Below are 24,180 nucleotides of genomic sequence, written 5' to 3'. Positions count from 1 at the left end.
GCCCCCGGCCTTCGGGGCCGCTTCGGGCGGCCTGGCCGGGCCGCCCCTATGCGGCGGTCAGGCCCAGGGCGGCCAGGGCCTGCTGCGCCTGCGCCTGGACGGCCTGCAGGTGATCCGGGCTGACCAGGCTCTCGGCGTAGATCTTGACGAGCGGCTCCGTCCCTGACGGCCGAGCGGCGAACCAGGCGTTCCTGGCCTTGACCCTCACGCCGCCGAACCGCTCCCCGCGCGGGGTGGCGACGTCCACCGCCAGCACCGGCTCGCCGCCGAGGTCGTCGAGCCGCAGGTCCCGGGGTCCGACGCCGGCGAGCCGGGCTCGCTGCGGGGCGGTGGCCGGCGCATCGACACGTTCGTAGTAGGAGGGACCGACCGCATCGGCCACGGAGGCGAAGACCGCGCTGGGGTCGCGGCCGGTGCGGGCGAGGATCTCGGCCGCCAGAAGCCCGAGGCTGAAACCGTCCTTCTCCGTGGTCCACAGCGTGCCGTCGCGCCTGCGGAACACCGCTCCGGCGCTCTCCTCGCCCGCAAATCCCAGGGCGCCGGCGCAGAGGCCCGGGACGAACCAGCGGAATCCCACGGGCGTCTCCACGAGGGGCCGGCGAAGTTTGGCGGCGAGCCGGTCGAGGAGCGCGCTGGTGACCATGGTCTTGCCGATCGCAAGGCCCGCGGGCCAGGCGGGACGTTGCTCGAAGAGGTAGGCGACCGCCGCCGCCAGGTAGCGGTTCGGCTCCAGGAGGCCGCCGGACGCCGTGACCACCCCGTGCCGATCGGCGTCCGGATCGTTGGCGAACGCGACATCGAACCGGTCCCGCAGCTCGATCAGCCGCGCCATGGCGTAGGGCGAGGAGCAATCCATCCGGGTCTCGCCGTCATGATCGGCCGTCATGAAGGCGAACCGAGGGTCGATGACATCGCTGACAACCGCGCCCTCCAGGCCGTAGGTCTCCAGGACCATGGGCCAGTACTCTGTGCTGGCCCCGCCCAGGGGATCGATGCCGATCTTCACCCCGGCGGCCCGTACCGCGGCAAGGTCCACGACCTGCGCCAGCTCGCCCACGAAGGCGGCCCGGTAGTCGTAGCGCGCCACCAGGGGCGAGCGGAGGGCGCGGACGTGCGGGACGCGCGGCACGTCCCGCAACGCGGTCGCCAGCGCGGCGTTGGCGAGGCGCTCGATCGCCGCGGTGATCGCCGGTTCCGCGGGGCCGCCGTGCGGCGGATTGTACTTCAGGCCGCCGTCCTGCGGCGGGTTGTGGGACGGCGTGAGGATGACCCCGTCGCCTAGGCCGGCGGTGCGGCCTGCGTTGTGGCGCAGGATCGCGTGGGAGACGGCCGGCGTCGGCGTGTAGCCGTCCCGGGCGTCCAGCATCACCGTCACCCCTGCGGCCACGAAGACTTCGACCGCCGTCCCGAGCGCGGGGCCGGACAGCGCGTGGGTATCGCCCGCCAGGAACAGCGGGCCGTCGACGCCCGCCGCACTGCGGTGAGCGCAGATGGCGGCGCAGATCGCCACGATGTGCGCTTCGTTGAAGGCGCCTGCGAAGGCGGAGCCGCGATGGCCGGATGTCCCAAAGACGACGCGCTGGGACGGGTCGGCGGGGTCCGGGCGGATGGCCGTGTAGGCGTCGAGAAGCCCCGAGACATCGATGAGGTCGCGCGCCGCGACCGAGCGCCCGGCGCGGGGATCGAGCCTGCGGGTCACGCCGCGCCGCCGTCGCGGGGGGCGCCCAGGCGGATGCGCAGGCGCCGGACGCCGTCGCCGCCGGTCAGGGGCAGACTCACGGGGCGCTCCGGCAACGCGACGCCGTCCAGCATCGCCTCGGCGACGCCCTGGCAGACGCCGTCGGGGTTCTCCACCTCGATCTCGTAGCGGGTCTCGCCCTGTCGGTACGTCAGGCTGAAACCTGGCCAGGCCCGAGGGATGCAGGGGTCGAACAGCAGCGCATCGCCGTGGCGGCGCAGGCCGAGCAGCGACTCTACGCCGGCGCGGTACATCCATCCGGCGGCGCCGGTGTACCAGGTCCAGCCGCCGCGCCCCACGTGGGCGGGGTGGGCGTAGATGTCCGCGGCGACGACATAGGGTTCGACCTTGTAGCGCTGGGCCTCCGATCGCGTGCGGCTGTGGTTGATTGGGTTGAGCATGGACAGGAGGCCGGCGGCGCGGTCGCCGTCCCCGATCGCGGCGAAGGCCATCGCCGTCCAGACCGCGGCGTGGGTGTATTGACCGCCGTTCTCGCGCACGCCGCGGGGATAGCCCTTGATGTAGCCGGGATCCTTGGAGCCCTTGTCGAAGGGGGGCGAGAACAGCAGCGCCAGGCCGGCGTCAGGATCGATCAGTTCGCGCTCGACCGCCGCCAGCGCGCGTCGGGCGCGGGCGGGGTCCGCCGCCCCGGAGAGCACGGCCCAGGATTGCGCGATGGCGTCGATGCGGCATTCCTCGCTGTCGGGCGAGCCCAGCGGGGCGCCGTCGTCGTACCAGCCGCGAAGGTACCAGTCGCCGGCCCAGGCGCGCCGCTCGAGCGCGGCGCTCAGGCTCTCGGCGTGCGCCGTCCAGCGCGCCGCGTGCGCGGCCTGTCCCCGGGCCGCGGCGAGCGGCGCGAACGCCGTCAGGGTCCGGTGGAGGAACCAGCCCAGCCATACGCTCTCGCCCCGGCCGCGATGGCCGACGCGGTTCATGCCGTCGTTCCAGTCCCCGCCGCCGATCAGCGGCGCGCCATGGCCGCCCACCTGCAGGCTGGCGTCGAGCGCCCGCGCGCAGTGCTCGAAGAGGCTGGCGCTGTCCCCCGTGCCCGGCCGGAAGAACGCCTCCGCGGCGTCAGGGTCGAGGGCGTCCCCCTCGAGGAACGGGACAAGCTCGTCGAGCACCGCGCCGTCGCCCGTCGCCGTGGCGTAGTCCGCCACCGCACAGGCCAGCCACACCCTGTCGTCGGAGAAGCGGGTGCGCACCCCCTGGCCGGAGTGGGGCAGCCACCAGTGCTGCACATCGCCCTCCGGGAACTGGCGCGCCGCCACGCGCAGCAGATGCTCCCGGGCGGTTTTCGGAGAGGCGTGGATCAGCGCCATCACGTCCTGCAGCTGGTCGCGGAAGCCGTACGCGCCGCTGGCCTGGTAGAAGCCGGCCCTGGCCCACAGGCGGCAGGCGACGGTCTGGTAGAGCAGCCAGCCGTTGAGCATGAGATCGAGGGCCGGATCGGGGGTCTGCACCTGCACGGCGCCCAGGAGCCCCTGCCAGTGGGCGTGGACCTCGGCCAGGACCGCATCCAGATCGGCCTGACGATAGCGGTCGATCAGCTGGCGGGCCGCGTCGGCGTCTTGCCCTTCCCCGATGAAGAACGCCAGTTCGGCGGTTTCCCCCGGCGCCAACGCCAGCGGCGCGTCGAGCGCGCCGCAGGGATCGAGCGCGGCCCCGGTCCGTCCCGAGAGCGCCTCGCCGCCCGCCAGGCCCGCCGGCCGGCGCAGGCTGCCGTTGCGACCGATGAACGCCCGGCGATCCCCCGTGCAGCTCGTCTGGCGCCCGCCGGCGGCGAGAAAGGCGACGCGCTCGGCGAAGCTGGGATCCCACCGGTTCTGCGCCATCAGGGCGCCGCTGGCCGCATCCACGTGGGTGACCGTGAAGGGCGCCATCGCGCTGCGGCTCTTGCCGAGGCTCCACTCCACATAGGCGCAGGCCGACAGGCGGCGCGGCCGCCCGGAGAGGTTGCGGACCTTCAGCCGCAGGATCTTCACCGGGTCGTGCAGCGCGGCGTAGACAAGGAGTTCCGTCTCGACGTCGCCGACCTTGGCGTCAAAGGCGCTGTAGCCGCGGCCGTGGCGACAGACATAGGTGGCGTCCGGATCGCGGGCCGGGTAGGCGGTCGGGCTCCACAGCGCGCCGGTCTCCAGGTCCCGGAGGTACAGGGCCTCGCCCCCGCGGTCGGCGACGGGGTCGTTCGACCACGGGGTCAGCTGGCGCTCGCGGCTGTTGACGGCCCAGGTGTACCCGGACCCCTCCGCGGAGATCTGGAAGCCGAACGCCGGGTTGGCGATGACGTTGATCCAGGGGGCGGGCGTGGTCTGTCCGGGACCCAGGACGACGACATACTCGCGGCCGTCCCGACTGAACCCGCCGATGCCGTTGTAGGCCTCCAGGTCCGGCACGCGCGAGGGGGGCAAGGGCGTGGGCGCGGCCTGCGGCGTCATGGCGGGCGGCCGGGGCCATTCGTGGAGCTGGCCGAGCCGGTCGATCTGGTCCTCCAGCCGGCCGCGCTGGGCCGACAGCACCACCCGCGCGGTCGACAGCAGCCGGGCCTGGATCGCGGGCGGAACGAGGTCGCCACGCAGCACGTACACCCCGCCGGGCGCCGGGTCCTCGTCCGGCGCCCGGCGGGATTGCGTCGCGCGCACCAGCGCTTCGAGGGCGCCTTGCAGGTCTTGGATGTATGACGCGGCGTGGTCGTTCAGGATCACCACATCCACCGCGAGCCGCTGCAGCTTCCAGTACTCCGCCGCATGGAGGAGGTCGCGGGCGGTGGCCAGGTGTTCGACGTCGTCGATGCGCAGCAGGAGCAGCGGCAGATCGCCGGAGATGCCCAGACTCCAGAGATCGGGTTGCCCGCCGGCGCCGGCGGCCACCACCTCGGAGGGTGGCCTGAGCGCGGGGGCGGCGTAGATCAGATGCCCGGCCAGGCGCTGGAAGGTCTCGGCGTCGCGGTGGGTGACCCCGAGATGGCGCAGCTGGACCTGCGCCCGGGTCCAGGCCAGGGTGGCGGCCCGTTCGCAGGCTGCGGCGTGAAGGTGCTGGTCCAGGATCTCCAGCATCGCTTCGCGCGACCCCGCGGCGAAGGTCCAGAAGGACACCCGCGCCGTCGATCCTGCGGCGACCCGAACGCGCCGTCGCAGGGCGAAGATCGGATCGAGCACCGCGCCGGTCTGGCCGCTCAAGGGGCGGCCTTCGAAGACGGCCGCCGGGGCGCGCACATCGCGGCCGCGGCCGAGGAAGCGGGCGCGGTCGGTCTCGAATTCCGGCTTGCCGATCTGATCGCCTTCGACGATCGCCAGGTGCGCGGCCCACAGCTCGGGCTCCTCGGGCGCGCGCCGGCGCCGGGTGGCCAGCAAGGCGCCGCCCAGCATCGGATGATGCTCGGTCTCCACGAACAGCTTCGAGAAGGCGGGATGGGCGGCGTCCGCGGCGTCGGGCGCGAGGACCAGCTCGGCATAGGAGGTGACATCGACCTCGCGGGCCGTGTCGCCGGTGTTGGTCAAGGTGACGCGCCGGAGCTCGCCGTCGTCCTCCGCGGAGACCAGCACCATGACGTCGGTCAGGAGCTCGCCGTCCCGACGCGCATATTCCGCGCGGTCGGCGAAGAACGTCACGCCGAACGCCGAGGGTTCCGCGGCCGTGGGCTGATAGCCGCCGGACCAGACCCGGCCGCTCGCTGTGTCGCGCAGGTAGATGAAGGCGCCCCAGTCGTCGCGCGCGGCGTCCTCCCGCCAGCGCGTCAGCGCCTGGCCCCGCCAGCGGCTGCAGCCGGCCCCCGCGGCGGTGAGCAGCACGCTGTAGCGGCCGTTCGACAGGAGATGCGTGGCGGGGCTCGCGCCATGGGGGGTCGAATAGTGACGCCCGAGCGTCGGCTCCGGCGCCTCGGACGGGCGCGGCCCCGTCAGCTCGGCGCCGGCGCTCGCGGGCCGGACGTCGCGCGGCATGCGTTCGTGCAGCAGGAGCTCGGCCGCCTGCACGAGCGGATCGGCATGGAAGCGCTCTCGCAACAGGCCCCCCAGCAGGGTGTTCGAAAGGGCGGTGATCGTCATCCCCTGGTGGTGAGCCATGAACGACCGCACGATGGCGACCCGCGCGCCTTCCGGCACCCGCGACGGCGTGTAGTCCAGGGCCTCGTAGAAGCCGTGCCGGCCCTTGGCGCCCGCGGCCGCCAGGACCGCGAAGTTGGCGACCGCCGCGCGGGGATCGATCATCGCCGCCAGCGCCGTGGCGTAGGGGGCGACGACGGCTTCCTCGCCGAGGCCTCGCTTGAGGCCGAGACCGGGAATCCCGAAATTGGAATACTGGTAGGTGAACTCGAGATCCCGGGCGTTGAAGCCGGACTCCGAGACCCCCCACGGTCTTGCGTGCTGACGGCCGTACTCGATCTGCCGCCGCACGACCGCGCGCAGCGACCGCTCCAGCAGGCTGCCGGCGGGCGAGCGCATCACCAGCGACGGCATGAGGTATTCGAACATGGAACCTGACCAGGAGATCAGGGTCGCGCCCTGGGGCGTCGGTGTCACGGCATGGCCGAGGCGGAACCAGTGACGCGCCGGGACGTCGCCCTTGGCGATCGCCAGGAAGCTCGCCAGCCGGGCCTCCGAGGCCAGCAGGTCGTAGCAGTTGGCGTCCAGCGCCTCCTCGACGACCCGGTAGCCGATCGACAGCAGCTTGCGGTCCGGATCGAGCAGGAACCCGTATTCCATCCTGAGCGCCATCCGCCTTGCCGCGGCTTCCGCCGCCGCGAGGCGGCGGTCCAGCTCGGGGACGTCCAGATCATCCAGGTCGCGGAGATGGCTGCGCAGCCCCGCCTCGGCCGCGGACAACCAGTAGGCCAGCTCCGCGGCGGCCTCATGCTCCGCCAGCAGATCCGTCAAGGGTTCGACCCGTCCCGCCCAGTCGCGGAGCATCTTGTCCAACGCGGCTCGGGCGTCCTGGCCCGCGTCGGCGCGTCCCAGCATTTCCGAGAAGTCCCACAGGGCCTCGTCCAGCGCCCGCCAGGTCTGATGCGCGGCCAAGGCCGGCGCGCAAAGCGGCGCCAGCTCCTCCCTCGCCAGGCCGATGGCGTCGGCCACGCCGGCCCATCGCAACCCGGCGGGCGGGGGCCTGACCCGCCACGCATGGCAACTCGCCGCGAGCGCGAGCAGGCCGCCCGCGAGGTTGCCGCTGTCCACGGTGGACACATACAGCGGCTCGAGCGCGCGCAGGTCGCGCGTGTCGTACCAGTTGAGGAAGTGGCCGCGCCGTCGCTCCATCCGCTGCAGGGTGGCCAAGGTGGCCTCGATACGCTCCAGGGCCTCCCCGACGCCGATCCACCCCAGGTCGCGCGCGCAGACGGTCGAGAGGAGGTACAGGCCGATGTTCGTCGGTGACGTGCGGTGGGCGACAGCAGGCGGATCCTCCTGGACATTGTCCGGCGGCAGGTGGTTGTCGTCCGCGGTGACGTAGGTTTCGAAGTAGCGCCAGGTGCGGCGCGCGGTCAGGCGAAGCGCGGTCGTGTCCGCCGCTGTCAGCTCGCCCGCTTCCGGCAGGGGCTGGATCCGGCTGGCCCGCTGAGCGGCCAGCGGTGCGAACAGCCAGGCGAAGGAGAGGCTGACCCCGACCGGCCAGGCGTCGGTCAGGCCGGTCGCAGTGGCCGCAAGGCCTGCGACGGCCAGGGGCAGGACGCCCCACATCCGTCGATAGACGTCCGCGACCTCCAACCCCATCCCTGCGGCGAGCTGCGCCGCCGGCACCCATTCCAGCAGCCGGCGGCGGCTGACGAACAGCCGCCACACGGTCCGGGCGATGGCGTCGGACATCAACCAGGCCTGGTGGGGCAGGAGAAGGATCAACAGGCCCGCGCGCGCGGCCGCGATCCTCAGGTCCGCGCCCATGCCTCTCAATCGGTCGCGCGCGCGGATTCCCGGCGTTCGGGGGGCCAGGTCGTCGACGAGCGGCATGAGCGCCGGCGCGACCACGCAGCCGAGCACGAAGAGCGTCCAGGCCAGGGCATGGCCGCCCGGAGCCGCCCAACCCGCCAACAGCGCGGCCACGGCGGCGGGCGCCGTAAGGGTCCGCCGCAGGTTGTCGAGCATCTTCAGACGGCCGATGACGGGCACCGGCCCGGGGGTCGGGCATCGGCCCGCCGGGACGCCCAATATCCAGGGCAGCAATTGCCAGTCGCCGCGCGCCCAGCGGTGATGCCGCAGAGCCGCGACGTCGTAGCGGGCGGGCGCGTCCTCGACCACTTCGACGTCGGAGGCCAGGCCGGCGCGCGCATAGATCCCCTCGAACAGGTCGTGGCTCAGAAGCGTCGACTCGGGGACGCGCCCGCGAAGCGCCGCCTCGAAGGCGTCGACGTCGTAGATGCCCTTGCCGCCGTAGGACCCCTCGCCGAACAGGTCCTGGTAGACGTCGCTGACCGCTGCGGCGTACGGGTCGATGCCGGTGGCCCCGGAAAACAGCCGGTGGAACAGCGAGCCGCGATGGCCCACCGGCAGCGCGGGGGTGATCCGCGGCTGCAGGATCCCGTAGCCCTCCGCCACCCGCTGCTGTTCGGGATCCAGCCGTGGCCGGTTCAGCGGGTGGGCCATCTTCCCGATGAGCCGCCGGACCGTGTCATGCGGCAGGCGGGTGTCCGCATCCAGCGTGATGACATAGCGCACGCCCAGCGGGACGGTGACGCGGCCGCCGGGCGGGGCGACGAACGTCGTGTCGGCCGCGCCGCGCAGCAGGCGGTTCAGCTCATGGAGCTTGCCGCGCTTGCGCTCCCACCCCATCCAGCGGCCCTCGCTGTCGCTCCAGAGGCGACGGCGATGAAGCAGCAGGAAGCGGTCTCCGCCCGGGGCTGCCCCGTATTTCCGGTTCAGGGCGGCGACCCCCCCGGCGGCCAGCGCGAGAAGCTCGCCGTCGGTCGGCTCGCTTTCGCGATCCGCGTCCGGCCAGTCCGACAGCAGCGCATAGTGGACGTCCCCCTCGGCGCTCGCGAGGTAGTGGATCTCCAGGCCCGCGACCTGCTCCAGGATCGCCTCCGGGCTGGAGAGCATCATGGGGACGGCGACCAGGGTGCGATGCTCCGAGGGAATCCCGCCGGCCAGCTCCAGCGCCGGAAGAAGCGTCGCCTGAACGCTATGGGTGACGATGGCGTTGACGAGCGCCACGGCAAGCTCCAGGGCGGGCACGATCCCGAGCGCCCCCAGGGCCGCCAGCCACACGCCGTTCAGCCCGAGGCCCCGCAGGTGGAGGAGCGGCGCCAGCAGCAGCACGACGGCGGCGGACACGATGCCCGCCGCGTAGCCTCCCGCGCCGAGGCGTCGGACGGCGCGCGTCAGGAGGTCGCGCGGCGGCGACCTGTATCCCAGCGTCCGTTCGAAGCGGCGGCGTTCCGACCCGATCAGATGGCAGCCGACGTGGCAGCTCGCCACCTCGCCCTTGCACGCCGCCGCGCGGGCGAGGGCGGCGCGAGCGACCTCGATCTCGCTGCGGCCGCTGCCCCGGGCCAGGGACTCGATGGCGGTGCGGTAGAGATTGCGGGTGGTGAAATCCATCTCCGCGAAGTCGCCGGCCCGCCTCAGCGCCGTGTCGACCAGGCTCATCCGCTCGACCAGGTCCAGCCAATCTACCTCCGAGATGCGTCGCAGGCTGGTGACGATGTTGCGAACGGTGCCGGCGTCGGCGACCTGGCGGTCGTGCTCCCCGCGAACCACGGCGTCGGCCGTGAGACCCTCCGCGGCCAGGCGCTCGTCGAGCCAGCTCAGCACCGGTCCGATGCTCGCGTCCTGATCGCGCAGTCGATGCAGCAGCTGCATCGTGAAGGCGTTCTGGAGGCTCCGCCGCGCCTCCAGATCCTGCAGGACCGCCCCGGCCGGCTCCCGGGCGCGGGCATAGGCGCCCAGCAGCCGATCCGCCGCCTCGTCGGCCGCCAGTCGGGCCGCGCGGCCGTCCAGGATGTGGTCGGCGAGACGCCGCAGGTTCTCGATGAGGATGACGCGCAGGGTGATGGCGACGGCCCAGAGTTCGCCGATCGTCAGGGGTTCGACCGTCTGGTAGGCGTGGACGTAGCGCTGCAGCATCTCGACGTCGAAGCGGCTGTCGGTGTGGGCGACGAACCCCCAGACCAGACCAAACACTCGGGGATAGCCGGCGAAGGGACCGGAGATGAGCTTGGGCAGCTGCCGATAGTAGCCGGGGGGCAAGTCCCGTCGGATCTCGCGGATCTGCTCTTCGACCACATGGAAGTTGTCGAGCAGCCATTGCGCCGCGGGCGTCGCCCCCGACCCCGCCCCCCCGGGACGCTGCAGGACGGCAAAGGCTTCGACCAGCCGGCCCTGATTGTCCCGCAGCCGTCGGGCGAGGGGGCGACCGGCCTGGGGACGCGGGGCCACGGGCTGGGCCAAGGCGAGGGTCTTGGCGTGCGCTTCGAGCCGCTCGAGGCTGAACAGTTCGGCGCGAATGGGCGTTCTGTCCGACCACAGGTCGCGGGACCCGCCCGCGAGGGCGCGTCGGATAAGGCCTAGCGGCATCGCGCAAACCCGCCGCGCTGATCGCAGCCGGAGATCCCGGCGTGTCGGCGCGAGCCAATGCCTCTGTGTTGTCCAGGGCCGCTGTTCATCCGCCATCAGACGCCCGCGCGCCGCTGCGATTACAGCCGCGCTGGCCCTTCGGGGCGCCTCCGTCGCGCCCTCTCTGCAACTTCAGACGCAGCCGGCGTCTGGCTGAAGCTGCGCCCTGGCCGCCTTCGCCTCCGCCCAGGCAAGGTGTTCATCGTCGGCGGCCGCTCGCCGGCGCGAGGGGCGGCCTTCCCGCCGGGCGCTGTAATGCCCGCGCGCGGGCCGCGTCCCTCGGTTCATGGAACGGCGACCCATCGGGGGCCCGGTGGTTGCGCCGGCGTGAACGGGCGCACGCCCGAGGGGTTCGAAGGGTCGACATGGCGAGGTTTGGAGCGACCGCAGGCGTCCTGGTGCTCTTCGCGCTCATGCCCGGGCTGAATTCCGCAGCCGCAACCGAGGTCTGGCACCGGTACATCATGCGGGGTCAGGTCGTGGAGATGCAGGGGGAGGTCGTCATCCTGTGCGTCGGGAGGGCTGAGGGGGCCAGGCCGGGCCAGGTCCTCACGGTCGTCCGGTTCATAGGAGCGCCGGGAGCCGTCAATGGCCGGCCGCCCATCCCGCGCCGCGACAACGTCGGTGCGGTCCGTATCGACCGGGTGATCGACGAGCATTTCGCCGAGGCGACGCTGGTCCACGGGCAGGCCAGGCCGTTCGACCTGGTCGAGCTCAAAGCGCGCTAGCGAAGATCCGGCTGGCTGGGCCGCCGCCGGCGCCCAGGGCGGCTCCCGGCTGGAGCGTCAGCATGGCGTCGCAGCGTCGAAACCGATGTGGACCTTGGGCCGCGCGCCGCCCGAGCCCCCGGCCCGGGCGGCTAGGGTGTGGGCCAGCTCGCGCTGGTGGCCAGCATCGCTATGGACTCGGCCAGGGCGTCCAGATCGCGGCTTTCGGCTTCCGGCGCGGCGCGGTCGCCGGCCGGCAGGTGAGGGCGCCGCGGCCAGCGGTCGCCGACCAGCGCCAGGCGGTCGAGAGGGCTCAGGGTGTCGATGCTGACGCCCAGTTGCTCAAGCGCCGCCGCATGACGCAGCAGCCTCAGCTCGGCTGCGCGCGGGGGGCAGGCCCGGCTCGGGCGGGCAGGGCCGGGCCCGGACCCGCAAGGGGTTGCGATCAGCTCCGGCGACCATTCCAGCTGCGCCAAGCCGCCGGCCATCGCCAGCCGCCGAACGGGAAGGGGGCTCTTCATTGAAGCCCAGGGCGGCGGCCAGCGGGGTTTCTGGCGTCGGATCGAATCTGATCCTTGAGCGCTACCCTGCTCGGATGAGCCCTGGCCGAGCGACCGGGCGGGAAGGATCTGAACCTCGCTGTGCGCCGCCGGGGCTCCAGCGACGGATCAGCCCGGGCCGATCGAGGCCGCCCGCCGAGGTCAAGGAGATCGCCCTGACGCTCCGGAGCCATCGCCGGCGCCGTCACACGAGAAGGGAGAAGAGTAGATGCAACATGCCCACGACAAAATGATGGAGCCGCAGATCATCCGGCGCCACTACCTGATGCTGGGGTTCAATCTCGCGCTTTCCCTGGCGATCATGTACTTCGCGATGTTTGCGATGATTCAGAACGGGGGAGAATTCGTTCAGAACATCAACTTCTTCTACATGGCGCTGGTCATGTGGGCTCCCATGGCCGCGGTGATGCTGCTCACCATGGGTTCGATGTACCCGAACGCCAAGATCAACATCGCGCTCCATGCGGCGTTCGCGGTGGTGTTCGTCCTGTCTCTGGTCGGCATCCGTCAGCAAGGCCTGGTCGGTGACCGCCAGTTCGTGCGCTCCATGATTCCCCACCATTCCGGCGCGTTGCTGATGTGCGGCCAGGCGTCTCTCCGCGACGCTGAGCTCCGCGCGCTCTGCTACGGGCCCGATGGCATCGTCGCGTCCCAGAAGCGGGAGATCGCCCAGATGAAGGCTGTGTTGAAGCGCCTCTAGCAGGCGGCTCGGCCCTGCCGAGACCGGGCGCGGTCCACGTTGCGCTCGCGCGTGTCCGGGGACGGGCCGTCGTAGGCGCGCATTTGCGCCCCGCCGCCGAATGGGCGCGACGGACCCCAAGCGGCCGGACCTGTGGCGCAGCGCGCGCCCGTGCGGGGGACTCACGCCGGCCGCCTGGCGCCTGGCCTGCGGCCGCTTGGCCGGCTTCACCCGACGCGCGGACGCCGGAGCGAAGACGCCTCGGGCCCCTGGACGGCGCGACCGCCCCGCAGGCTGGCCGGAGCCGACCGGCGGGCCGGCTGGCGCTGTAAGGTCGGGTCGCGGCCAGCGTCTCTCTTGCCAGCTGATTTCAGATTGCCGTTTGGAGGTCGCGATGAGCGGACGGGAATCCGTCAACCCGGCCAGCCCCGGACCGGGCGTCAGGCTGGCCGCGTTGGGCTGGAGCCTTTCCATCTTCCTTCTGCTGACGTTCCTGTTGTGCGCGGCGCTAGGCTACCTGCTGCCCGCGGGAACGCCCCATCTGCTGGTCGGCGCGGTCTGGCGCGCGCCTTCGAACGTGGCGTTGGGCGCGGCGGCCGCCTTCGCCCTGGGCTGGTACGCGGCGTTGGTCGCCGGCGGCCTCTACAACCACTTTCGCGGCCCGCGCTGAGCCGCGAACGGGCGAGCCCCCCCTCGCCCCCCCGCCTGGTCCTCAGGATCAGGCGCTGCGCCGGGAGCGGGCCCTCGGGTCCGCTCCCTAGCCGCCCTTTCAAGCGGCCGGTGACCGATGGGCGCCGCGCCGGCGAGGCCCGCCCGCGGAAGCGCTGCGGCCGCTCCTGGCGCTCCGCGCCGGCGTCCGCGCCGCGGCCTGGCGTGCTTAGGGTAGGTACGCCCGGCGCGCCGAAATCCCTCAGATTTCATCTAAATATCTAGATAAAAGTCAGACTTGATCATCGTCAAAGAAGGTTTGCAGAATGCACTGGAGTCTTCGCAACGACGGTATCGAGGGACGAGCGAATGTTTCACGCCGCAGCGACACAATTCGCGGACGCCGATACTCATGAAACGTTACATTCATGGGAAGCTTTGTCGACGCTTCCTGATTCCCGCCTCGCAAACTTGGCCTTGCGGTTGGCCGCCGAGCGGCCGCGCCAGCTGCGCTTCCTGCGCAGCCGACTGCCCTCGCTGCAGGACGCCGAAGACGCTTGGCAGGACGCCGCCGTCAAGTTCCTGCAGCACGCCGATGCGCTGGAGGCCGCCGAACGTCCCCAGATGTGGATGGGCGCCTCCCTGCGCCGGCTGGTGGTGGACCGCTACCGGCGCGCCGCCGTTCAGCGGCGGACCCTCGAAGGGTTCGCCGTCCAGCCGCCGTCCGAAACGAGCGACACGAGCGAGGACCTGGTCGCGCCAAGCGATTGCCTGAAGGCCGCCCTGGGCGCGCTGAAGCCGGAATACCGCCAGATCCTCGCCGAGACCTATCTCGAGGAACGCCCGCTGAAGGCGGTCGCCCGCCACCACGATCTCACCGCGAACAACGCCGCCGTGCGTCTCCACCGCGGCCGCCACGCCCTGCGCCAGGCCATGGCGGAGAAATGCGAGGCCTGCCCGCTCGCCGATTGCTGGGCCAAGTCCAGGACCGAAAAGCTGCTCAAGCCGCGTCGTGACTCCCGCGATGCGGCGCGCGCCGCCTGACCCGGGAGGCCGTGATGACGCGTTCGGTTCGAAGCGGGTTCGGCGCGCCGCCGCCGGGGTGCTGTAATGAGCGGCCTCGACCGGCGTCCTATCCCCCCGCGGCCCGCGCCGGGGCGGGGGCGAGCGACGGTATGGGAGCACTTGAGATGGAACGCGCCGAACCGCCGCCCGGCCTCGGTGGGTCGCACTCGAGGGCCCCGGCGGGCGCTGAGACGGACGGCCTAGGGACGGCGAGGCGCCCGAAGACGCGAGCGCTCGTCACCGGACTTGTCGTCGCCGCCTTTGGCGCCGGTCTCGTCTTTCTCCTCCTGGGGGAGCACCGTGTGCACGTGCTGGGCTGGGCGCCCTATCTGCTGCTGCTGCTCTGCCCGCTGCTTCACCTGGGCATGCATGGGGCGCATGGCGCTCATCACGGCGATCCCGAAGCCCGCGAGGAGACCGCCCAGCCCGGCGGTCGGACGCGCCAGAACCCATCCTGACGGAGGCCGCGATATGCCCGATAGCCCCGCCTACGGCCTCTGGTCCCTGGTGATCCTGAACTCGGCGCTGTTCATCTTCTTCGCCCTGACCTTCTTCAAGCCCCGCACGGCGCGCGACTGGCGATCCTTCGGCGCCTTCAGTGCGTTCCTCGTGGCCCTGTTCACCGAGATGTACGGATTTCCGCTGACCCTCTACTTCCTGGCGGGGTGGCTGCAGACCCGGTTCCCGGACGTCGACTGGTGGTCGCACGACGCCGGTCATCTTCTGGAGATGCTGTTCGGCTGGAAGGCCAACCCGCACCTGGGCCCCTTCCACCTGCTGAGCTTCGCCTTCATCGGCGCGGGATTCTGGACGATCTCGGCGGCCTGGCCGGTGCTGTACCGCGCCCAGCGCGAGGGCAAGCTCGCGACCACAGGTCCCTACAGCCGCGTCCGGCATCCGCAGTATCTCGGCTTCGTCCTGGTGATGTTCGGATTCCTGCTGCAATGGCCGACGCTGCTGACGCTGGCGATGTTCCCGGTCCTGGTGGTCATGTACGCGCGGCTCGCCGCGAGCGAGGAGCGCGAGACGGCCGCGCGGTTCGGCGAGGCCTATGCCGCCTACAAGCGCGCCACGCCGGGCTTCATCCCGCGCCTGCGCCGCTCCGCCGACGCCCCGCGCTCCCTGGCCTGACCTGCGCCTTCCCGCCGCGAGCCGCAGGTTCCATCTCCCGACGGGCGGCCCCGCAGCGGCAGGGGACGCCAGCGCGGCGAGCAACTGTTGATCTGGCCCAAATCCCTTGGAGCCGCCCCCCGCTAAGCTGGGGCACGAACCGTGGAGCGAAGATGACGAAGCTGACGTTGAGATCCCTCGGCGGCGCCGGGACCGTGACGGGTTCGAAGCACCTGCTCGAACTCGGCGGGCGCCGTGTCCTGGTCGACTGCGGCCTCTTCCAGGGGCTCAAGGCGCTGCGCGAGCAGAACTGGGCGCCGCTGCCGATCGATCCGGCGTCGATCGACGTGGTGATCCTCACCCACGCCCACCTCGACCACTGCGGCTATCTGCCCAAGCTGGTGCGGGAGGGCTTCCGTGGCGACATCGTCTGTTCCGCGGCCACGGCGGACCTCGCCGAGATCATCATGATGGACAGCGCGAAGATCCAGGAGAGCGACGCCGACTTCGCGAACCGCCATGGGTTCTCGAAGCACAAGCCCGCCCTGCCGCTGTACGGGAAGCACGACGCCGAGAAGGCGATCGACCGGCTGAAGCCGATCGGCTTCGACGTCCCGACCGACCTTGGCCACGGCTTGCAGCTGACCCTCCGCTACGCCGGCCACATCATCGGCGCGGCGATCGCCGAGGTGCGATGGGGCGGCAAGACCATCGTCTTCTCCGGCGACCTGGGCCGCTATGGCGATCCGATCACGCCGGATCCCGCTGCGGTCGCCCGGGCCGACTACCTCCTGGTGGAATCGACCTACGGCGACCGGCGGCACGAGGCGGTGGCGCCCGGCGAGGCCCTGCAGGCGATCATCGAGCGGACCACCGCGCGCGGCGGCACGGTGGTGATCCCGGCGTTCGCGGTCGGGCGCGCCCAGGAACTGCTCTACCACCTGTCGCAGCTGAAGGCGGCGGGCCGCCTGCCGCTGACACCCGTCTACCTCGACAGCCCGATGGCGATCGACGCCAGCGACCTTCTCTGCCGGCATGGCGGCGACCACAAGCTGGATGCGGACACCTGCCGGAAGTCCTGCGCGGTGGCGACCTACACACGCGATGTGGAGGACTCCAAGCGACTCTCCGCGAACCGGATGCCGAAGGTGATCATCTCGGCGAGCGGCATGGCGACCGGGGGGCGCGTCCTGCACCATCTCAAAGCCTACGGCCCCGACGCCCGGAACACGATCCTGTTCTCCGGCTACCAGGCCGCCGGCACCCGCGGGCAGGCGCTCATCGGCGGCGCCCGGGAGGTCAAGATCCACGGACAGTGGATTCCGATCCGCGCCGAGGTGGCGAACCTGCCGATGCTGTCGGCGCATGCCGACGTCGACGAGATCCTGCGCTGGCTGTCCGGCTTCGAGCGTCCGCCGACCCGCACCTTCATCGTCCACGGGGAAGCCGGCGGGCCAATCGGCCTGAAGGCGCGGATCGAGCAGGACCTCGGGTGGTCCTGCACGATCTCGGCCCAGGACGAGGCGTACGTGCTGTCGTGACCGACGACCCCCAAACGGTCCAGGCGCCGACGATGAAGGCGCGGCGGCTGGGGTTCTTCACCCAGCACGACGCCATCGTCCTGATGCGCGCGGACTGCCACGTCTGCCGCTCCGAAGGCCTCGGGCCCCGCTCCCAGGTGCTGCTGGCCGCGGAGGGCCGCGAGGTGCTCGCGACCCTCTACCAGGTGGCGGATGGCCTGCTCAGGCCAGGCGAGGCCGGCCTCTCCGAGGCCGCCTGGGAGCGCCTGGGCGTCGCCGAGGGCGCGGTGCTGACGGTGCGTCACCCGCCGCCGCTAGCCTCCCTGTCGGCGATCCGCCGGCGGATCTACGGGCAGCGGCTGAACGCAGGCGCGATGGGGGCCATCGTCCAGGACATCGCCCTGGCCCGCTACACGGACGTCCACCTGTCCGCCTTCCTGACCGCCTGCTCGGCCCTGCCCCTGGACCTCGACGAGACGATCGCGCTGACGCGGGCGATGATCGACGCCGGCGAGCGCCTGACGTGGGACGCCCCGCTCGTCGTCGACAAGCACTCCGTGGGCGGCCTGCCGGGCAACCGCACCACGCCGATCGTCGTGGCGATCGTGGCCTCGCACGGCCTGGTGATGCCGAAGACCTCCTCCCGGGCGATCACCAGCCCCGCCGGCACGGCGGACACCATGGAGACCCTGGCGCCGGTCGATCTCGACGTGCCCGCCATGCGCCGGGTGGTCGAGCGCGAAGGCGGCTGCGTGGTCTGGGGGGGATCGGTGCGCCTCAGTCCCGCCGACGACATCCTGATCCGGGTGGAGCGGGTCCTGGACATCGACACCGAGGGCCAGCTCATCGCCTCCGTCCTGTCCAAGAAGATCGCGGCGGGATCGACCCACATCGTGATCGACCTGCCCGTGGGGGCGACGGCCAAGGTGCGCTCCGACGACGCCGCGGCGGACCTGGCGGAGCGCCTGACCCAGGTGGCGCGCGCTCTCGGGGTCACCGTGCGCTGCGTCATGACCGACGGCGAACAGCCGGTCGGGCGGGGCATCGGGCCGGCGCTCGAGGCCCACGACTTGCTGGCGGTGCTGAGGAACGATCCCGCCGCCGCGAAGGACCTGCGCCGCCGAGCCTGCGGACTGGCGGGCGCCGCGCTCGAGCTCGCGGGCCGGGCCGCGCCTGGCGACGGCCTGGCGCTCGCCGAGGCGACCCTGGCCGATGGCCGCGCCTGGACGAAGTTCCAGCGGATCTGCGAGGCCCAGGGCGGCCTGCGCACGCCCCCGGTCGCGCCCCTGACGCAACCGATCCTGGCGCCGCGCGCCGGCCGGGTGGTCGGCATCAACAACCGGACGCTGGCGCGGCTGGCGAAACTCGCGGGCGCGCCGGACGCCAAGGCGGCGGGCCTGACGCTGCAGGTGCGCCTGGGCGACGAGGTGGGCCAGGGGCAGGCGTTGATGACCGTGCATGCGGAGGCGCCGGGGGAGCTCGCCTACGCCCTCGAGTTCGCCCGGGCCAATCCCGACATCGTCCTGCTGGAGGCCTGAACCATGCGCCTCATCTTCGCCCTGCCTGGCAACGAGGCCTTCGCCGCCCGGCTCGCCCGGGAGGCGGGCGCCGAGCTGGGCCAGCTCGAGACCCGCCAGTTTCCCGACGGGGAGCACTACGTGCGCCTGCGCACCGATCCGGCCGGCCGCCAGGTCGACATGGTGTGCAGCCTGGTACGCGCGGACAGCGTGATCCTGACGCTGTTGTTCGCCGCCGCCGCGGCGCGGGCGCAGGGGGCGGCGCAGGTGACCCTGGTGGCGCCCTATCTCGGCTACATGCGCCAGGACACGCAGTTCCAGGCGGGCGAGGCCGTCACCTCGACGACCTTCGCACGCCTGGTCTCGGGCGCGTTCGACCGCCTGGTGACGGTGGATCCCCACCTCCATCGGCGCAAGTCGCTGGACGAGATCTACGACATCCCCTGCGCGACGCTGCATGCGGCCGGCCTGCTGGGCGCCTGGATCCGCGCCGAGGCGCCCGACGCCCTGGTGATCGGACCCGACAGCGAGAGCGCGCAATGGGCGGCCGAGGTGGCCGCGGTCGCGGGCGCGCCGGCCATCGTGCTTCAGAAGGAACGCTTCGGCGACCGCGAGGTGCGGATCACCTTCCCCGACCTGTCGGCCTTCGCCGGCCGCCGGCCGGTGCTGATCGACGACATCGCCTCCTCCGGGCGCACGCTGGCGGCCGCCGCCCGGGAACTCCTGGCGCTCGGCTTTGCGGCGCCCCTCTGCGTCGTGGTCCACCCCGTGTTCGGCGGCGACGCCTTCGCGGAGGTGGCCCGGGTGACGGCGCGCGTCGTCTCGACGGACGCCGTGCCGCACGAGACGAACCTGATCTCCCTGGCTCCCCTCGTCGCGGCCGCCCTGACGACCGAGGTCCGCGATGACTGAGCTCGAGGTGGTCCTCCGCATCCTGGCCGCCGCCGCGGTCGGCTTCCTGATCGGCGTCGAGCGGTCCCGGCGGATCCGCTTCGTCGGCGCCCGCACCTTCGCCCTGATCGCCACCGCCGGCGCCATGGCCGGCGTCGTCGCCATGCGCCTGCACAGCGAGGACGCGCGCGTCATCAGCACCGTGCTGCAGGGCGTTCTGACGGGGGTGGGATTCGTGGGCGCCGGCGTGATCATGCACCCGGCCTGCGGACGTTCGATCCACGGCGTCACCACGGCGGCCGCGATCTGGGTCGCCGCGCTCGCAGGCTTCGCCGCCGGCCTGGGGGAATGGCTGCTGATGGCGGTGGGCGCAGGCCTCACCTTCGTGGTGCTGATGGCGCCCGAACCCTTCGGGCCGCGCCCGGACCGCCCGGATGAGGCCAAGGACGAGCCGCCATGCGGCTGAGCCGCGCTTGCGCGAGATCAAGGCGCCGTCCGCCCGAAGGGGCCAGCTAACTGAAACGGGAGGTCCCGATGTCGAACGCTCTGCCATCCGCCGCCCCGAGCCGCGGCCCTGAAACCCAGGCGGGCACGCCGCCTGGCCGCCTGCGCCCGGAAGCGGCGCGCCTGCCGCGCCATCGGCAAGCTCGGGCGTTCGTGCCGGCGCCGGCGCGGGCGGTGTTCGCGCGGCTGGACGACCAGACCCGTCTGGCCGAGCACATGGGCCGTCCATCGGCGATGATGGGCGGCGGCCGGATGACCTATGACCTCGACGAGGACCGCGGCCAGGCCGTCGGGTCCCACATCCGCATGGGCGGGGAGGCGTTCGGGCTGCGCCTATTCGTCGATGAGGTCGTGACCGTCCGCGAGCCGCCGCGGCGCAAGGTCTGGCGAACCACCGGCGAGCCCCGGCTGATCATCTTGGGCGCCTATGAGATGGGCTTCGAGATCGACGATGACCCGCACGGCTGCGACCTGCAGGTCTGGATCGATTACGCCTTGCCCGAGCGCGGGTGGGCCCGATGGGTCCCGGGCCTTGCGGCCCTCTACGCGCGCTGGTGCGTGGGCCGGATGGTGTCCGACGCCGTCCGACACTTCAGCGTCGCGAGCCGGGCGCGCGCCGCGTGAGGCGCACCGCGGTCGCCGCGCGCTTCGCGGCGCGAGTGCTCGCCGTGGGGGCGCTCGGCGGGGCGGCGGCCTGTTCCGGCGCGCCCGCCTCCGCGCCCAGCGAGGTCCAGGCCGCCGCCCCCTCGGACGAGATGGGCGAGGCCCACGACCAGTCGGCGTTCGCCAAGGACCCGGCCGAGACCCACCTGATGTCCCCGGACGAGCCGGACCTGCATCCGCAGCCCGAGGCCGCCGGGGGCGGACCCCGCTAGAGCTTCACCCCCCTCAGCCGCAGGGCGTTGCTGACCACGCTGACGCTGGACAGCGCCATGGCCGCCGCCGCGATGGCGGGCGAGAGCAGCCAGCCGAACATCGGATAGAGCACGCCCGCGGCCACCGGCACGCCCGCGGCGTTGTAGACGAAGGCGAAGAACAGGTTCTGCCGGATGTTGCGCATGACGGCGCGGGACAGCCGCCGGGCCTTGACGATGCCCTGCAGGTCGCCCTTCAGCAGGGTCACCCCAGCGCTCTCGATGGCCACGTCGGACCCCGCGCCCATGGCGATCCCCACCTCGGCGGCGGCCAGCGCCGGCGCGTCGTTCACGCCGTCTCCCGCCATGGCCACCTTGCGGCCCTCGGCCCGGAGCTTCTGCACCACCGCGGCCTTGTCCTGGGGCAGGACCTCGGCCTCCACCTCGTCGATGCCGAGCTTGCGGGCGACGGCGAGGGCGGTGGTCCGGTTGTCGCCGGTCATCATCACGAGGCGCACGCCTTCCGCCTTCAGGAGGCGGACCGCTTCCGGGGTGGTGGCCTTGATCGGGTCGGCGATCGCGAACACCGCCGCGGCCTGGCCGTCCACCCCCATGAAGATCGCCGTCGCGCCGTCGGCGCGCAGCGACTCGGCCTGCGCCTCGAGGCCGCCGGTGTCGACCCCCTGTTCCTTCAGGAACTTGCCGGACCCGAGCACCAGGCGCCGCCCGTCGATCGAGCCCAGGACGCCCTTGCCAACGGGCGAGTCGAAGTCGGTCGGCTCCGAAAGGCTGAGCCCGCGATCGGCCGCGGCGCGGAGGATGGCGTCGGCCAGGGGGTGCTCGCTGCCCCGCTCCAGGCTCGCGGCCAGCCGAACCGCCTCCGTCTCGTTCCAGCCCGGGGCCGGCACGATGGCCGTCACCGCGGGCCGCCCCTCGGTCAGGGTTCCGGTCTTGTCGATCACCAGGGTGTCGATCTTCTCGAAGCGCTCCAGGGCCTCGGCGTTCTTGATCAGCACGCCCGCCCCCGCGCCGCGGCCCACGCCCACCATGATCGAAATCGGCGTCGCGAGCCCCAGGGCGCAGGGGCACGCGATAATCAGGACCGAGACGGCCGCCACGAGGCCGAAGGCGAACCGCGGCTCGGGGCCGAAGACGGCCCAGCCGGCGAACGCCAGGACGGCGACCAGGATCACGATCGGGACGAACCAGCCCGAGACCTGGTCGGCCATCCGCTGGATCGGCGCGCGCGAGCGTTGCGCCTGGGCCACCATGTGGACGATCTGCGACAGCAGGGTGTCGGCGCCGACCTTCTCGGCCCGCATGACGAAGGAGCCGGTCTTGTTGATCGAGCCGCCCACCACCTTGTCGCCCGCCTCCTTGGTGACCGGCATGGACTCGCCGGTGACCATGGACTCGTCGATCGATACCCGGCCGTCCACGACCTCCCCGTCGACGGGCACCTTCTCGCCCGGCCGCACGCGCAGCTGGTCGCTGACCAGGATCTGGTCGAGGGTGACCTCCTCGTCGGTCCCATCCGCCCGGACCCGCCGGGCGGTCTTGGGGGCGAGGTCCAGCAGCGCCTTGATGGCGCCCGAGGTCTGCTCCCGGGCCCGCAGCTCCAGCACCTGGCCCAGCAGCACCAGGACCGTGATCACGGCGGCGGCCTCGAAGTAGATCGCGACGCTGCCGTCGGCGCGGCGGAAGGCCGGGGGGAAGATCTGCGGCGCCAGCGTGGCCACGACGCTGTAGGCCCACGCCACCCCGATTCCCATGGCGATCAGGGTGAACATGTTGAGGTTGCGGGTCCGCAGCGAGGCCGCGCCCCGTTCGAAGAACGGCCAGCCGGCCCACAGCACGACGGGGGTCGCCAGGGCGAGCTGCGCCCAGTTCGAGGCGGTCGGCGAGATCCAGCGGTGCAGGTCGAGGACGTGCCCGCCCATCTCCAGCGCCAGGACCGGCAAGGCGAGGACCAGGCCGATCCAGAACCTGCGCGTCATGTCGGCCAGCTCGGGGTTCGGGCCGCTCTCGGCGCTCGCCGTCTCCGGCTCCAGCGCCATGCCGCAGATCGGGCAATTGCCGGGACCCTCCTGGCGGATCTGCGGGTGCATCGGGCAGGTGTAGATCACGCCTGGGCGGGGCGGCGGTGGCGCTTGCGCCTGGGTCAGGTATTTCTCGGGGTCGGCGACGAACTTGTCGCGGCAGCCGGCCGAGCAGAAGTGGCGGACCATCCCGGCGTGCTCGGCGTGGTGGGCGCTCGTCGCCGGATCGACCTTCATCCCGCAGACCGGGTCCGTGGCGCTGGCGTCGCCATCCGGGACGGCGGCCGCGTGCGCGTGCGCGTGAGGGTGGGGCGGGCGATCGTTCATGTGGGGCTCCTGCCGTCCGGGTATATACCCCTAAGGGGCATTGCTCAAAGGCCGTCCGCGGGTATATTCCCAGGCTGCCGCGGGGGGGGCCTTGATGGAACGCACGGACAAGCCGCGACTGCTCAACCGGTTGAACCGCATCGAGGGGCAGGTGCGCGGGGTCGCCCGCATGGTGGAGCAGGATCGCGACTGCCTGGACATCCTCACCCAGCTCCATGCCGTCCGCGCCGCCGCCCGGCGCGTGGAGACCGAACTTCTGAAGTCGCATCTGCAGCATTGCGTCACCGAGGCGATGACGAGCGGCGATGCGGTCGAGCGCGACCGCAGGACGGCGGAGCTGGTCGGGCTGATGGACCGGCTCCGCGGCTGACCCGCAACCGTCGGGCGCAGGTCGGGTCGCTTGAGCGATATCAATGTTCGGTTTGAGGGGGCGGGTAGGGTTCGAGCGTATTCATTGAAGGACGGCCAATGGCTGTCCGCGAACCCAGAAAGGACACTTCGATGCGGACGCTGTTCGTCGCCATCGCCACCCTCGGCCTGGCCGCCGCCGGTCAGGCCTATGCCCAGCCCGGGCATGCCGGCCATACGGCCCCGGCGGAAGACACCGTCTCGGTCAAGGACCCGGCCAACCCCACGCACCAAGAGTGCAAGAGCGTGATGGGCCGCAAGATGGACGGCCGCGTCCTGCATGACCACTCTGCCGACAAGGGGGCGCCGAAGCCCGCCGTGCGGAAGCCGCTCAGCAAGGCCGAGATGGACAAGATGCACGGCAAGTGCGCCGCCAAGATGGAAGCCGCGAATCCTGGCGACGCCAAGAAGTAGCGTTCGGAGGCCACGGCCTGCGCGGCGCGCAGGCCGGTCAGCCTTGCTCCACCCCGCCGCATAAGCCTTGATCGGGAGCGATCCATGACCCGCCTGAACCATTACCTGCGCCCAGCGCTCGCCGGGGGCGCCGCCGCGCTCCTGCTCGGCCTCGCCGCCTGCGAGAAGAAGCCCGAGACCCCGGCGCCCGTCGCCGCAACGCCGGCCGCCGCGCCCGCGACGGACGCGGCGGCGCCCCCCCCCGCCTCGGGCGAAAGCGAAAACGAACATCACGGCGACGCGAACCAGACGCTCGAGGAGGCCCGGGCCCAGGGCCACCGCGAGGGCATGGAGATGGAGCGCGACGCCCACGAGCGCGGCATGGACATGGGCGCCAGGGCCCACGCCGACGGCATGAGCGCCAAGGGCGCCGACGCCATGCCGGCGAAGAAGGCCGACCCGCCCATGAAGATGGACGGTCACATGTAGTCCCGAGGTCGGGCTCGCGAGCGGGACCGACCCGAGAGACTTGGCCCGCCCACGCCGACGAACGCGCACCCGTTCGCGGCGTGGGCGGGCCTAAGTCCCGTGCCCGCAACCTGGTCAAGCGTCCGAGCGTGCGCCGCTTCGACCGTCGATGCCCTGGATCGTCGGCCTCCGGGGGGGGTGTTGCGCAGCCG

At 72.2% G+C, this 24,180-nt stretch carries 19 protein-coding genes; 15 read left to right on the top strand and 4 right to left on the bottom strand.

The window, feature by feature from the left end; translation table 11 throughout:
- Window positions 1-46: 46 nt before the first annotated feature.
- Both EPO51_RS11735 and EPO51_RS11730 read right to left on the bottom strand, forming a co-directional pair.
- On the bottom strand, window positions 47-1,699 hold the full coding sequence (locus tag EPO51_RS11735) for a phosphohexomutase domain-containing protein (protein ID WP_293350488.1): 1,653 nt from the start codon (window positions 1,697-1,699) through the stop codon (window positions 47-49).
- Complete coding sequence (locus EPO51_RS11730; RefSeq protein ID WP_293350485.1) at window positions 1,696-10,239, bottom strand: glycoside hydrolase family 94 protein; 8,544 nt, start codon at window positions 10,237-10,239, stop codon at window positions 1,696-1,698. The genes EPO51_RS11735 and EPO51_RS11730 overlap by 4 nt, the downstream gene beginning before the upstream one ends.
- Window positions 10,240-10,643: 404 nt before the next feature.
- Between EPO51_RS11730 and EPO51_RS11725 the strand changes: the two genes are divergently transcribed.
- Entirely contained in the window at window positions 10,644-11,006 is a 363-nt protein-coding gene (locus EPO51_RS11725) for a hypothetical protein (protein ID WP_293350482.1), read from the top strand.
- 131 nt (window positions 11,007-11,137) lie between these two features.
- Here the strand turns inward: EPO51_RS11725 and EPO51_RS11720 are convergent, their stop codons facing one another.
- Window positions 11,138-11,506: a hypothetical protein gene (locus EPO51_RS11720; RefSeq protein WP_293350479.1), complete on the bottom strand. Its 369-nt coding sequence runs from the start codon at window positions 11,504-11,506 to the stop codon at window positions 11,138-11,140.
- Window positions 11,507-11,777: 271 nt separating this feature from the next.
- Here EPO51_RS11720 and EPO51_RS11715 point away from each other — a divergent pair, with 271 nt between their 5' ends.
- The 11 genes from EPO51_RS11715 to EPO51_RS11665 all read left to right on the top strand — a co-directional run bounded on the left by EPO51_RS11715 (window position 11,778) and on the right by EPO51_RS11665 (window position 20,354).
- Window positions 11,778-12,245 carry a DUF305 domain-containing protein gene (locus EPO51_RS11715; RefSeq protein ID WP_293350476.1) on the top strand — a complete coding sequence of 156 codons (468 nt, stop codon included), beginning with the start codon at window positions 11,778-11,780 and terminating at the stop codon, window positions 12,243-12,245.
- Window positions 12,246-12,618: 373 nt separating this feature from the next.
- Window positions 12,619-12,894, top strand: coding sequence for a hypothetical protein (locus tag EPO51_RS11710; RefSeq protein WP_293350473.1), 276 nt, complete (start codon window positions 12,619-12,621; stop codon window positions 12,892-12,894).
- 455 nt (window positions 12,895-13,349) lie between these two features.
- Window positions 13,350-13,916 (top strand): RNA polymerase sigma factor, encoded by a 567-nt coding sequence (locus tag EPO51_RS11705; protein ID WP_293350471.1) that lies wholly within the window; start codon window positions 13,350-13,352, stop codon window positions 13,914-13,916.
- 14 nt (window positions 13,917-13,930) lie between these two features.
- Complete coding sequence (locus tag EPO51_RS11700; protein ID WP_363200552.1) at window positions 13,931-14,395, top strand: DUF2933 domain-containing protein; 465 nt, start codon at window positions 13,931-13,933, stop codon at window positions 14,393-14,395.
- 13 nt (window positions 14,396-14,408) lie between these two features.
- Window positions 14,409-15,068, top strand: coding sequence for a methyltransferase family protein (locus tag EPO51_RS11695; protein ID WP_293350465.1), 660 nt, complete (start codon window positions 14,409-14,411; stop codon window positions 15,066-15,068).
- 152 nt (window positions 15,069-15,220) lie between these two features.
- On the top strand, window positions 15,221-16,588 hold the full coding sequence (locus EPO51_RS11690; RefSeq protein ID WP_293350462.1) for an MBL fold metallo-hydrolase: 1,368 nt from the start codon (window positions 15,221-15,223) through the stop codon (window positions 16,586-16,588).
- Window positions 16,585-18,105, top strand: a complete 1,521-nt coding sequence (locus tag EPO51_RS11685) for a thymidine phosphorylase family protein (RefSeq protein WP_363200550.1) — start codon at window positions 16,585-16,587, stop codon at window positions 18,103-18,105. Before EPO51_RS11690 ends, EPO51_RS11685 begins: the two co-directional genes overlap by 4 nt.
- Window positions 18,106-18,108: 3 nt before the next feature.
- Window positions 18,109-18,996, top strand: coding sequence for a ribose-phosphate diphosphokinase (locus EPO51_RS11680; protein ID WP_293350459.1), 888 nt, complete (start codon window positions 18,109-18,111; stop codon window positions 18,994-18,996).
- Window positions 18,989-19,441, top strand: coding sequence for an MgtC/SapB family protein (locus EPO51_RS11675; RefSeq protein ID WP_293350456.1), 453 nt, complete (start codon window positions 18,989-18,991; stop codon window positions 19,439-19,441). The genes EPO51_RS11680 and EPO51_RS11675 overlap by 8 nt, the downstream gene beginning before the upstream one ends.
- Window positions 19,442-19,509: 68 nt before the next feature.
- Entirely contained in the window at window positions 19,510-20,103 is a 594-nt protein-coding gene (locus EPO51_RS11670) for an SRPBCC family protein (protein ID WP_293350453.1), read from the top strand.
- Window positions 20,100-20,354: a hypothetical protein gene (locus EPO51_RS11665; RefSeq protein ID WP_293350450.1), complete on the top strand. Its 255-nt coding sequence runs from the start codon at window positions 20,100-20,102 to the stop codon at window positions 20,352-20,354. Before EPO51_RS11670 ends, EPO51_RS11665 begins: the two co-directional genes overlap by 4 nt.
- Here the strand turns inward: EPO51_RS11665 and EPO51_RS11660 are convergent.
- Window positions 20,351-22,699: a heavy metal translocating P-type ATPase gene (locus tag EPO51_RS11660; protein ID WP_293350447.1), complete on the bottom strand. Its 2,349-nt coding sequence runs from the start codon at window positions 22,697-22,699 to the stop codon at window positions 20,351-20,353. The genes EPO51_RS11665 and EPO51_RS11660 overlap by 4 nt on opposite strands.
- Before the next feature lie 94 nt (window positions 22,700-22,793).
- Between EPO51_RS11660 and EPO51_RS11655 the strand changes: the two genes are divergently transcribed.
- The 3 genes from EPO51_RS11655 (at window position 22,794) to EPO51_RS11645 (ending at window position 23,989) form a co-directional block, all read left to right on the top strand.
- Window positions 22,794-23,069: a metal-sensitive transcriptional regulator gene (locus EPO51_RS11655; RefSeq protein ID WP_293350444.1), complete on the top strand. Its 276-nt coding sequence runs from the start codon at window positions 22,794-22,796 to the stop codon at window positions 23,067-23,069.
- A gap of 131 nt (window positions 23,070-23,200) precedes the next feature.
- The gene (locus EPO51_RS11650) at window positions 23,201-23,521 is read left to right on the top strand and encodes a hypothetical protein (RefSeq protein WP_293350441.1); all 321 of its coding nucleotides are present in this window, start codon (window positions 23,201-23,203) and stop codon (window positions 23,519-23,521) included.
- 84 nt (window positions 23,522-23,605) lie between these two features.
- Complete coding sequence (locus EPO51_RS11645) at window positions 23,606-23,989, top strand: hypothetical protein (RefSeq protein WP_293350438.1); 384 nt, start codon at window positions 23,606-23,608, stop codon at window positions 23,987-23,989.
- Window positions 23,990-24,180: the final 191 nt, after the last annotated feature.

The sequence above is a fragment of the Phenylobacterium sp. genome (assembly GCF_004297125.1).
In the GTDB taxonomy this organism is placed as follows: Bacteria; Pseudomonadota; Alphaproteobacteria; order Caulobacterales; family Caulobacteraceae; genus Phenylobacterium.
This window is presented reverse-complemented; position numbering and strand designations above follow the sequence as displayed.